This is a genomic window from Mesorhizobium sp. M0571, assembly GCF_040320985.1.
Lineage (GTDB): Bacteria > Pseudomonadota > Alphaproteobacteria > Rhizobiales > Rhizobiaceae > Mesorhizobium.
The window spans coordinates 1-10,496 of sequence record NZ_JAMYQT010000094.1 but is presented as its reverse complement, the minus strand read 5'-3'; the positions used below and the strand labels follow the sequence as shown (position 1 = coordinate 10,496).

General features: G+C 63.3%; 11 protein-coding genes and 1 pseudogene. 9 read left to right on the top strand and 3 right to left on the bottom strand.

The genetic code is table 11. From position 1 onward, the window contains the following. Positions 1-180: 180 nt before the first annotated feature. Entirely contained in the window at positions 181-1,713 is a 1,533-nt protein-coding gene (locus tag NKI85_RS36530) for a DUF2778 domain-containing protein (protein WP_352532102.1), read from the bottom strand. A gap of 564 nt (positions 1,714-2,277) precedes the next feature. On the opposite strand from NKI85_RS36530, the gene NKI85_RS36525 reads away from it, so the two are divergent. Continuing rightward, positions 2,278-2,700 carry a hypothetical protein gene (locus NKI85_RS36525; RefSeq protein WP_352532104.1) on the top strand — a complete coding sequence of 141 codons (423 nt, stop codon included), beginning with the start codon at positions 2,278-2,280 and terminating at the stop codon, positions 2,698-2,700. Between the two features lie 64 nt (positions 2,701-2,764). Here the strand turns inward: NKI85_RS36525 and NKI85_RS36520 are convergent, their stop codons facing one another. Both NKI85_RS36520 and NKI85_RS36515 read right to left on the bottom strand, forming a co-directional pair. Continuing rightward, complete coding sequence (locus tag NKI85_RS36520; protein WP_352532106.1) at positions 2,765-4,204, bottom strand: FAD-binding oxidoreductase; 1,440 nt, start codon at positions 4,202-4,204, stop codon at positions 2,765-2,767. 153 nt (positions 4,205-4,357) lie between these two features. After that, the gene (locus NKI85_RS36515; RefSeq protein ID WP_352532108.1) at positions 4,358-4,954 is read right to left on the bottom strand and encodes a cation efflux transmembrane domain-containing protein; all 597 of its coding nucleotides are present in this window, start codon (positions 4,952-4,954) and stop codon (positions 4,358-4,360) included. A 109-nt stretch (positions 4,955-5,063) separates the two neighbouring features. Between NKI85_RS36515 and NKI85_RS36510 the strand changes: the two genes are divergently transcribed. The 8 genes and pseudogenes from NKI85_RS36510 to NKI85_RS36475 form a co-directional block, all read left to right on the top strand. Next, positions 5,064-5,471, top strand: coding sequence for a hypothetical protein (locus NKI85_RS36510; protein ID WP_352532110.1), 408 nt, complete (start codon positions 5,064-5,066; stop codon positions 5,469-5,471). Between the two features lie 131 nt (positions 5,472-5,602). After that, positions 5,603-7,039, top strand: a complete 1,437-nt coding sequence (locus NKI85_RS36505) for a multicopper oxidase family protein (RefSeq protein WP_352780656.1) — start codon at positions 5,603-5,605, stop codon at positions 7,037-7,039. Between the two features lie 29 nt (positions 7,040-7,068). Then, positions 7,069-7,508: pseudogene (locus NKI85_RS36500) on the top strand (DUF411 domain-containing protein). A 7-nt stretch (positions 7,509-7,515) separates the two neighbouring features. Further along, positions 7,516-8,043 carry a TlpA family protein disulfide reductase gene (locus tag NKI85_RS36495; RefSeq protein WP_352532116.1) on the top strand — a complete coding sequence of 176 codons (528 nt, stop codon included), beginning with the start codon at positions 7,516-7,518 and terminating at the stop codon, positions 8,041-8,043. A 67-nt stretch (positions 8,044-8,110) separates the two neighbouring features. Next, a complete protein-coding gene (locus NKI85_RS36490; protein WP_352532118.1) occupies positions 8,111-8,794 on the top strand; it encodes an SCO family protein in 684 nt (227 codons plus the stop codon). Positions 8,795-8,846: 52 nt separating this feature from the next. After that, positions 8,847-9,626 carry a DsbA family protein gene (locus NKI85_RS36485; protein WP_352532120.1) on the top strand — a complete coding sequence of 260 codons (780 nt, stop codon included), beginning with the start codon at positions 8,847-8,849 and terminating at the stop codon, positions 9,624-9,626. A 196-nt stretch (positions 9,627-9,822) separates the two neighbouring features. Next, the gene (locus NKI85_RS36480; RefSeq protein WP_352532122.1) at positions 9,823-10,191 is read left to right on the top strand and encodes a hypothetical protein; all 369 of its coding nucleotides are present in this window, start codon (positions 9,823-9,825) and stop codon (positions 10,189-10,191) included. Positions 10,192-10,290: 99 nt separating this feature from the next. Next, the coding region (locus NKI85_RS36475) for a hypothetical protein (protein ID WP_352532124.1) at positions 10,291-10,496 on the top strand (206 nt) is incomplete at its 3' end.

Below are 10,496 nucleotides of genomic sequence, written 5' to 3'. Positions count from 1 at the left end.
CCTCTTGCACCTCATATCCGCCGTACAAGTGCCTCGACCGCCGATCGGATCGGCGGGCTGCAGCTTATGTCAAAGGCCATTGTCAGCAATCATGAGAGTGGGGGAGATGTCCGGCAGGACAGAGGGGGGCGCTAAGGATCACCGCAGGAACGGCTTTCATTCTGAGACGCCGCTAACGACCTAAGCCCCTCGCCCGTCCTGGGCGACCCGCGTCAGCGGCTTGCTAAGGCGCGGCACCACGACCAGACGCTTGATCTTGCCTTTCTTATAGGCGGCGAGGAAGCGGGCATAGTCCTTGAAAACGACACAGCCATTGGATTCCGCGCGCCCGCCGCGCAGCATGTAAGTGTGGGCAAGCAGGCCGTCGCGGCCATATTTGTTGCTGCCGCTGGCCGGCGTCAGACGGATCGCCTCGACGCCGTGGAAGCGCGATTCGCGCATCGTCAGATTGTAGGTGTCGGGCGGCGTCGGACCGACATTCTTCTTGTGGACGTAGCGTGGCTGGTCGACCATCGCGCCCAGTCCCGAATGTGCCTCCAGCCGCGAGCCGTCGGGCATATAGACGGTCTTGGCCGAGATGTCGTAGACAGCGACGCCGCTGCCCATGCCGGGCGTGGTGAACAGGTTCCTGAAGGCTCCGCCGAGACCGCCGGAAGGCATGTCGGGCTTGGCATAGGCCAGCATGTCGCCGCCCTGCGTCTTCGACCGTTTGCCCGGCTTGCCCGACACGGCCGGCACAGCCGCTTGTGACGAATTGCGAGGCGACAGGCTGCCGGGTTGCGTCTCGACCGGCGGGGCATCGGCCGTCTGGACCTTGCTCGCCTTGGCGGTCCTGGAGGCCCGCGCCTTGGGCGGCTCCGTTTTTGGTGCCTGGGCCTTTGGCGCCTGGTCTTTTGGCGCCTGATCTCCTGATGCCTGGTCTCTTGATGCTTGAGCCCGCGGCGCCTCGGCAGGCGGATCGATATCCGCCTGCGGGCGCTGCGTCGGCAGCGGAATGCCGTCGGGCATGTCGTCTTGCGGCGGCAGCGAGGCTAACTGGACCTCAGGCTCTTGCGGCTCTTGTGAAGCTGCAGGCTCGCTTGCCGCGACGGCTGTCGGGAGCACATCGATCATTTCCTCCGGCAACGTATTTGCCAGCGCCAGCGCCAGGCGCGACGAGCGTTCGATCTCCGCCACCTCCGGGCCGAAGCGCACCGATGCCGGGCCGTTCGGGTCGGGTATGCGTACCGGCTCGGCGAACCGGGCGTCGGCCGGCAGGCTGGCGAGCATGACGTGTGAGCCGGAGGAGGCACGGGCAAAGGCAGCGGCAAGCTTTTGCGGCGACAGCGCGGCCTTGGCCACCACGTCGTCGAAGCTCGATTGCCGCGACGCATCGGCGACAAGCGGCACGATATTGCGCTTGAGACGCGCCGATTTTCCCTGGTGAACGAAGTTCGACGCCGACCGCAGGCAGTTGGCATCGCATCCGTGCTGCAGCTGAGCCGACAATGCTGCATTTGCCGCGGCCCATGTCGGGGCCTGTGCCTTTGCAAGGCTGCGGCGAGGATCGGCGAGCGCGATGGTGCGCGGCGCGAGCAGGCTTTGCGGGAGACCGTTGGAAGCGGCGGTGAGCGAGGTTCCGATCGAATAAAGGCCGGCCAAGGTCGCCACCGACCATAAAGCAATGGCTGCGCCGACGGCCGGAACCGCGACCCAGCGCAGGCCGGGCCTCATCGAAGTCAATCCAGTTGCAGGACCGTCACCCCGGGTTTTCGCACTCACAAACGCCATTCAACCACTCTCAATCGGCCGTTGCCGGCTAGCGGATCTCGCAGCCGTGACATTCACAGTTCGCCTGGTGCCCCCAGCACGCTTCGCGTCTGTTGCCGATTGATTCAAAAGATGGACAAAGTTGGTTAACCAATCCCTCTACCGACCGCCGATTGGGCGACGGTCACACCGAAAAACGCCCTCCAAAACCTGCATAGTTAGCAAAACTGCCCTCCATTGACGACTTTGCTGCCCGTTTTTGTCGGCCGAGTCAAGAAAGCGAAATGACTAGACCTTGCTGGGCAGGGTCGGCGACGGCTGCCAAAGTAAAGCCGGGTCGACAAGAATCGTGCGGCCGGCAGCGCCGCCATCAAGCCCCCGGCGATCCGGTCGGCCTGCCGACGGTTCGCTCCTGGAATCTCCGAAACGCCGCTCTGCAATTATCTGCATTTATGCTAATTATCTGCATTTATGCTAATGTACGCTGGTCACGCACATTCGTGCGCGACCAACAAATGGGAGGATGCGATGAAAACCATGAATCGCAGGTCCGCGATTGCTCTCGGCGTGACGGCGGCCGCGGTAACGCCTTTGTTCACGCTGGCGGCGGCGGCAAAGGTGAAGAAATACGGCCCGAAGGAAGGCAAGGAGATTGCACCCGGCGTCAGATTGGTTGAGGTCGGCACCGGCAATTCCGATATCCCCGCTTACAAGAGCATCTCAATTGTAGATATAGTCTTTCAGCCCGGAGCAGCCGCCCCTGCGATGGTAATGGACAACGACATGGTGTGCACCATTGCCGCCGGTGAATTCACGATCAAGAAAGCCGACAAGGAATTCAAGCTCAAGGAAGGTGACGTGTATACCTGCTCCAAGGGCAAGACCGACGAGGCAGCCAACACCAGCAAGGTGGTCGGCATCCACCGCATCGCCGTCTTGATACCTGCCTAGCGCATGCCGTCGAAATCGGCCCGCGTCCTCCGTCGGAGGCGCGGGCCTTGTCGTTGCGTGTGCCCTATGCGGCGCGCAAATTTTCCACGGGGCGCAAATTCTGGTTCATGCGGAACAGGTTGAGGGGGTCGTAGCGCCGCTTGATTTCCAGAAGCCGCCGATAGTTGCCGCCATAGGCTGCTTTGACCCGGTCGACCTCGTCCTCAGGCATGAAGTTGACGTAGGCCGTGCCGACGGCATAGGGCTTGGCCGCTTCATAGACACCGCGCGCCCAGTCGAGGCAGGCGCGGTCCATTCCTGGTTCGCGCCAACGGGCGTGAACATTCATGACGAAATGCGCGCTGCGTTGCGGAAACGCCGTTGCATCCGCTGTCACGCGGCCCGCGGCACCGCCGATATGGGCGAAGAATATCTCGCATTCAGGCCCCGGAAGCCCGGGTATCGCTGCCGTGACGACGTCGATCGCGCTGTCGGAAAGCTCGGTGAAGTCATGGCTCTTCCAGTAGTTGCGGGCGCCGGGCGTCAGCAACGGATCGAATGCCTGCTCCCAGCCGGTGAACGGGTTGGGGCCGACGACATCGGCAATCGGTGTGCCGATGGCGCGAAGCCTTTGCGTCGCTTTTTCGCCTTCCCCGAGGTCGCCGCAATAGCACATGGCCAGCACCAGCACCTCCTTGCCATGCCATTCCGCCGGCAGGAACGGCAGCGGCGGTGCCTGCCGCATGACCACCCAGCAGGTCAGCTCATCGGGCGCCGCTTCGAGCGCCGACCGGTATTCCCGCAAGACGTTTTCGGCATCGGCGAAGGGATGGACGACAAGCCCCGCCAGGACCTGCGGACCGACATGGTGGAGCTTGAACTCGAAAGCCGTGACGACACCGAAATTGCCGCCGCCACCGCGCAGTGCCCAGAACAGGTCCGGATTTTCGGTCTGGCTGGCGCGCAGCAGCTTGCCGTCGGCGGTAACCACGTCGGCGCAGAGAAGACTGTCGATGGTCAGGCCGAACTTCCGGGTGATCCAGCCGAAGCCGCCGCCCAGCGTCAGGCCCGATATGCCGGTGGTCGAGTTGATGCCGGTCGGCACCGCCAGTTCGAACGCCTGTGTTTCCCTGTCCACATCGGCGAGCGTCGCTCCCGGTTCCACCCATGCTCGCCGCGTCGCCGGATCGACCCGCACCGACCTCATTGACGACAGATCGATCACCAGGCCACCATCGCAGACGGCGCTGCCGGCAATATTGTGACCACCGCCGCGAACCGCGAGCAGAAGCCTGTTTTCCCGGGCAAAATTCACGGCGGCGATGACATCGGCGGCGCCGGCGCAGCGTACGATCAGCCCGGGCCGTCGGTCGATCATGGCGTTCCAGATGCTGCGTGCGTCGTCATAGGCGGCGTCGCCTTCCCGCAGCACCGAGCCGCGCAATTGCGCCGAAAGCGCCTCCAGGGCGGCGGCGTCGACCGTCGTCTTGCCGCGATCGAGCGTAGTGAGGCTCATGCTGTTCATGGTTTCCTCCCGATTGTTTGTGAGCCGTTCTTCCTCCCGCCCGCTTTGAAAATGTGCGCTTATATTAGAAATCGCGCAAGTTTCTGGCTGACTACTAACGATTGCGGCCCACCTTGGCGCGTCGGCAACCTGGCACCGCTGAGCGTTTTGGATTCACGAAACAGCGCGCTGCTCCTCCCGAGCTGCCTCCCAGACCTCCCGCGCCGCATCTGCATTCAGTCCCGCAATTCCCAGGCCGACGATCAAATCCGGCCACGCCGAGCGCCAAATGAACGCAGTCACCAGCCCGGCCAGTACAATCGCAATGTTGGCGACGGCGTCGTTGCGGGCCGAGAGAAACGCCGCCTTGGTAAGGCTGCCGCTGTGATGGCGGTAGCGCGCCAGCATGTAGGCGCATGACAGATTGACCGCGAGAGCGCCCAACCCCGCCAGCGTCAGGGCCGTCGGCTGCGGCGGCACCGGCATGTTGAACTTTTCCCACGCGGTCCACAGCGTCGCCAGGCCCGGCACCAGCAGCATAAGCGCCAGCGCCATGCCGACCCGCGAGCGGGCACGCAGCGACCATCCCATGGCGAGCAGTATGAGGAGATTGACCGAGGCGTCTTCCAGAAAATCGACACTGTCGGCGAACAGCGACACCGAGCCGATCGCCAGCGCCACGGCGAATTCAATGCCGAAATAACCGAGGTTCAGCAGCGCGACGACAAGCACCACGCGGCGAAGGCCGTCCGGTGTAAGAGGTTGCTGCATGATCTGCCCTGACACGATGCTTCTTACAGGCTGCCCTGCCCTCGACGGTTTCGATGTCGCGTTGTCGGGGCTTGCAAAAGCGGCGTTTTGAGGCCAGCCTAGGCCGAACATGGCACGCCTGTCACCAAAACACCTCCTGGTCATGCTGCTCGCGGTCGTCGTGACCGCCGGGTTCAGCCTGTCCGCCGCTCAGGCTGCCGTCATGTCGGCCAGGATGGCAGTCGACGGCGGCATGACCATGGCCGCAGATACCGGCACCACCGACGCCGACATGGCCAAGATGGCCGATGCCAAGGATGGTGACTGCAACGCTTGCCTCAAGGGCTGGGCCGGCAATGACAAACCGATGCAATGTGCGCCGACCTGTGTCGCACCGGCTCTGGCGGTGCTGCCGGAGGCTCTCCCCGTGACGGGACTGCCGGAGGCCGAACTGCCGTCGGCGCTTCCCGCCCCGTTCCTGCACGGGCGAAGTCTGCTGCCCGACCCATTCCCTCCAAGGCCCAGCGCTCTCGTCTGACGCCGTTTTCTGCCGTTCCACGGCTGGTTAGCGGCGTTTGATCGCCCGGTTGCGCGTACTGCGCAGCGGGCGCGGTAGCAATTCAATCGACGTCGCGACGTTCGCCGTCGGTTACCGCAGGGGTCACAAGAGTGAATTCCGTTTCAAATCCGTTCATAACGCGCCGCAAATTCCTGCTTGCGGCAGCAAGCATTGCCGCCGCCGCGCCGATCCGTCCTGCGCTGGCGATGGCCACGGGCGAATACCGGATCAGGGTGGCGCCGGGCCAGGCCCGGTTCGCCGGCCCTGATGGTCCGCGCACTCCCGTATGGCCCTATGATGGCACGGTCCCCGGCCCGACACTGCGCTTACGCCAGGGGCAGCCCGCTCGCATCTCCGTCAAGAACGGACTGGACGAAGACACCACGGTTCACTGGCATGGCATCCGACTGCCGAACGCCATGGACGGCGTGCCGGGCCTGACGCAGAAGCCGATCAGGCCAGGTGAAAGTTTCATCTATGAATTCACCCCGCCCGATGCCGGCACCTTCTGGTATCATCCGCACGCCAACAGCCTGGTCCAGCTCGGCCGTGGCCTTGCCGGCGCACTGGTCGTCGAGGAGGTCGAGCCGGTCGCCGTCGACCGTGACATTCTGTGGCTGCTGCAGGACTGGCGGCTTGCGGCCGATGGGCAGATCGCCGCCGGCTTCGGCAGCGCGATGGATGCCGCCATGTCTGGCCGTGTCGGCGGTCTCGTGACCCTCAACGGCGCGCCGCCGGCGGACCAGAAGGTGCGGGCCGGCGAGCGCGTCCGGCTGCGGCTGGCCAATGCATCGCTCGCCCGCATCATGGCCCTGCGGTTCGAAGGCCACCGGCCGGTTGTCGTCGCCATCGACGGACAGCCCTGCGATCCGCACGAACCGGAGGGAGGCCGTCTTGTGGTGGCGCCTGCCATGCGCGTCGATGTGATGCTCGACCTGCAGGGCGACCCCGGCAGCCGACATGCGGTGATCGACGATTACTATGATGGCCTTGCTTACACCCTGACGACGCTTGCCTATGATGCAGGAGCGCCGCTGCGCGACCATCCCCTTGATGCGCCGCTTCGTCTGCCGGCCAATCCGCTGCCGAGCCCCGATCTGGCCAGGGCCGAAAGACATGAGATCGTCCTGCAGGGCGGCATGATGGGCGGCGGCAAGCTCGCCGGCGTCGGCGGCATGATGGGCATGGCGATGCCCGGCATGAACGGCGCCGCCGCCTGGGCAATCAACGGCAAGTCGATGACCGGCGACGGCCACGCCGGTATGGCGCCTGAGTTCACGCTGTCACGCGGCGCCACCTGCCATCTCACCATGCGTAACGAAACCGCCTGGTGGCATCCCATGCACGTCCACGGCTTCAGCCTGTCGGTGCTTTCGCGCAACGGCTCGCCGGTGCCGCACCGGCAATGGCAGGACACGGTGCTGCTCGCCCCCAAGGATACGATCGAATGCGCCTTCGTCGCCGACAATCCCGGCGACTGGATGCTGCACTGCCATGTCGCCGATCACCAGATGGCCGGCCTGATGACAGCGTTCCGCGTGACCTGAAACTTTTTATCCAACCAAGGAGAACTGCAATGAAACTGACCTACCGCCTTGCCGCACTGTCCCTGCTGATCGCAACACCGCTGCCCGCCTTCGCCGCAACGATCAACGCCGTCATGTACAAGAACCCGCAATGCAGCTGCTGCGAGTCCTACGCCAACTATCTCGAGCACAACGGCTTCAAGGTCGACATCAAGCCGGTCAACAATCTCTCCCAGATCAGCAGCGATGCGGGCGTGCCGGCCGACCTCGAAGGCTGCCACACGCTGATGGTCGATGGCTATATCGTCGATGGCCTGGTGCCGGTCGAGATCGTCAAGAAGCTTTTGACCGAGCGCCCTGCCATCACCGCATAACGCTCGCCGGCATGCCGGCCGGCGCCCCAGGCATGGGTGGTGAGAAGCAAGGCCCCTTCGTCGTCTACGCCTTCACCAAGGGCGGCAAGGCGCCCACCGTCTACGCGACCGAGTGAGGACATTGTGAGCAAACTGGCCATGGTCCTGGTTGGCATGCTGCTGGCGTTTTCGTGGCCGGTATCAGCCGCTGAGCCGCCGCAGAACTTTGCCGTTCACGAGGCGCCCGCCCCCGTGCCGGAAATCAGCTTCGAGGATGGCAATGGCAAAACGAAAATGCTTGCGGATTTCCACGGCAAGGTCGTGCTGCTCAACGTCTGGGCGACATGGTGCGCGCCCTGCCGCAAGGAGATGCCGACGCTCGATCGCCTACAGGCCAAACTCGGCGGTCGGGATTTCGAGGTCGTCGCGCTGTCCATGGACCGCGCCGGTCCTGAGATCGTGAAGAAGTTCTTCGCCGACATCGGCATCAAGCACCTCGCCCTCAACATCGACGTCTCGGGCAAGGCCATGTTCGCCATCGGCACCGTCGGCCTTCCGGCAACCCTGCTGGTCGACCGCGACGGCAAGGAGATCGGCCGGCTGATTGGGCCGGCCGAATGGGACGCGCCCGACATGGTCGACTTCATCCGCAGCCGCATCGCCGCCAAGTGAGAAAGGGACAGATATGTTCGGGCTAAAGGCTCGCTGCGTTGCATCGGCTTTGAACGAATGGAGGTGCTTGCTGCTAAGCGTAATTGCCATTGCGGCGCTGACCGCGGGCTTTTCGTATCCGGCGCAAGCCCACTCGCTCGACGAAATCGACGCCACGCTTGAGGCCGACGAGAAATATTTCCAGCCGATCGACAAGCCGGCGCCTGATTTCACGCTGCGCACCGCCGAGGGGCGTGTCGTGCGGACGGCCGATCTGCGCGGCAAGGTGGTCGTCCTCCACTTCATCTACACATCGTGCCCGGATGTGTGCCCCTTGCACGCCGAGAAGATTGCCGAGATCCAGAAAATGGTGAATGGCACGCCGATGAAGGACCGGGTCAGCTTTGTGACCATCACCACCGACCCAATCAGGGACACGCCGGACGTGCTCAGCAAATACGGGCCGGCGCACGGGCTCGATCCCGTCAATTGGCTGTTCCTGACCACGATGGAGGATCAGCCGGAGGATGCGACCCGCAGACTGGCGGAGGCCTTCGGCCACAAGTTCACGCTGACGGATGATGGTTATCAGATGCACGGCACCATCACCCATGTGATCGACAAGGAGGGCCGCTGGCGGGCGAATTTCCATGGCCTGGATTTCGCGTCGGTTAATCTCGTCACATTCGTCAATGCGCTCACCAACAATGTCGAGCGCCCGCACCATGAGCAGGAAACGGGATGGTGGGCGAAAATCAAGGGCATGTTCTGAGGCATCATGTGCACGTGCCGGCGGTCCGGCGAACAGAGGGAAGGAGAACCCTGTGATCCACAAGTCCAATCCATCGATCGGAGCCATCGGCAAAATGGCCCGTGCCTTCATGCTGGCCGGCGCGACGGTCTGGCTCGCGCTCGGTCTCCACAACCAGGCGATCGCCGCGGGCGAGATGTCCCAGGACCAGTTCGACCAGCGCATTCACGACTACATTCTTGCGCATCCCGAGGTGCTCGTGCAGTCGCTGCAGAGCCTCGACGCCCGCCAGCGCGAGGCTGCTGCAAAAGAGGCCAAAGCCGCCTTGACGGACAAGGCGGACGAGATTTTCCGGGACCCGGCGAGCCCGGTCGGCGGCAACGCCGAAGGCGACGTCACCATGGTCGAGTTCTTCGACTACAACTGCCCCTATTGCCGGCAGGTTGCGCCGATCATGGCGCAAGCCATGGCCGACGATCCGCAGCTCAAGATCGTCTACAAGGAATTCCCGATCCTCAGCACGGATTCCGTATTTGCTTCCAAGGCGGCTCTCGCCGCAGTGCGCCAGGGCAAATACATGGCATTCCACAAGGCCTTGTATGCGGTGAAGACGCGGGTGTCCGAAGCGGTCGTGCTGAAGGTGGCTGCCGACGTCGGTCTCGATGTGGCTAAACTGAAGACCGACATGCAGCAGCCCGATATCCAGGCGTCGATCGACCGGAATACGCAACTGGCCCAGGCGCTGAAGATCAGCGGAACGCCAAGCTTCGTCGTTGGCGAGCAGATTTTCCCCGGCGCGACCGACCTCGCAACGATGAAGAAACTGATCGAGCAGGCGAGGACCAGCAAATGAGCCGAATATTTTGCCCAAACCGACGGACGGTTGTTCTGGGTGGCGCCTTTGGCGCCTCTGCGGTCGCGAGCTTGCTCAAGGAGCCGGATTTGGCGATCGCCGCTGAGGATCCCGACATCTGGTACGCCGTTTCAGATATCTCAGCCAGAACGGCAACAGCACGTGTTCGACCAAGTTCACGGAATCGATCGCGACCATGCCGGCGATGTCGCGGATCACGGGCTCGTGCTGCAGCCCAATGGAGACGAAGCGCTATGCCGAGCAGGTGAGCGGCCTGGCCAGGTACCGCGAGATCGCGATGATCCCAATCGATCCGTACGATATTCCGGCCGGCATCGCACAGAAGATGATGCCCTACTACGATGTGAAACTCTCCGGCGACGAGCAGCAGGCCTACGACTATGCGATGGCCAATTCCAGCGAGAAAGGCCCATGCTGCTGTCAGTGCTGGCGCTGGAAAGTGTATGGCGGGCTGGCGAAGTTCCTGATTCGCGAGCACGGTTTCACCGGCAAGCAGGTCGTCGACGTCTGGGATCTCTCAGACGGCTGCGGCGGAGGTATGTAAGACGACCAGGACGTGGTCGACACTCCGGTTGGCAGGACAAGACACTTCCGGTTGCCGGGACAAGGGCGACAGGGCGGCCGATCGGATTTCCTCGTCGTCTTGACCGAAATCCACGGCGAGCTAATTCCCTTCGCAATCGCCGATGCTTACCGACGAAGGCGGGCTTTCACTGACCGCAAAGGTGATTGCAATGATGAATGGTCCACTGATGTGATCGACAAGAGCCTTTTTGATAAATCTGCGCTATTCTCCTGTCGCGCACGGACGACCGCGTGGCGAAGAGCAGGGTCCGAGGTGAGAGCCCT

Excerpts from the sequence above, each read along its gene's own strand:
- NKI85_RS36530 (WP_352532102.1), bottom strand. The coding sequence starts at position 1,713 with ATGAGGCCCGGCCTGCGCTGGGTCGCGGTTCCGGCCGTCGGCGCAGCC.
- NKI85_RS36525 (WP_352532104.1), top strand. The coding sequence starts at position 2,278 with ATGAAAACCATGAATCGCAGGTCCGCGATTGCTCTCGGCGTGACGGCG.
- NKI85_RS36520 (WP_352532106.1), bottom strand. The coding sequence starts at position 4,204 with ATGAACAGCATGAGCCTCACTACGCTCGATCGCGGCAAGACGACGGTC.
- NKI85_RS36515 (WP_352532108.1), bottom strand. The coding sequence starts at position 4,954 with ATGCAGCAACCTCTTACACCGGACGGCCTTCGCCGCGTGGTGCTTGTC.
- NKI85_RS36510 (WP_352532110.1), top strand. The coding sequence starts at position 5,064 with ATGGCACGCCTGTCACCAAAACACCTCCTGGTCATGCTGCTCGCGGTC.
- NKI85_RS36480 (WP_352532122.1), top strand. The coding sequence starts at position 9,823 with ATGCCGGCGATGTCGCGGATCACGGGCTCGTGCTGCAGCCCAATGGAG.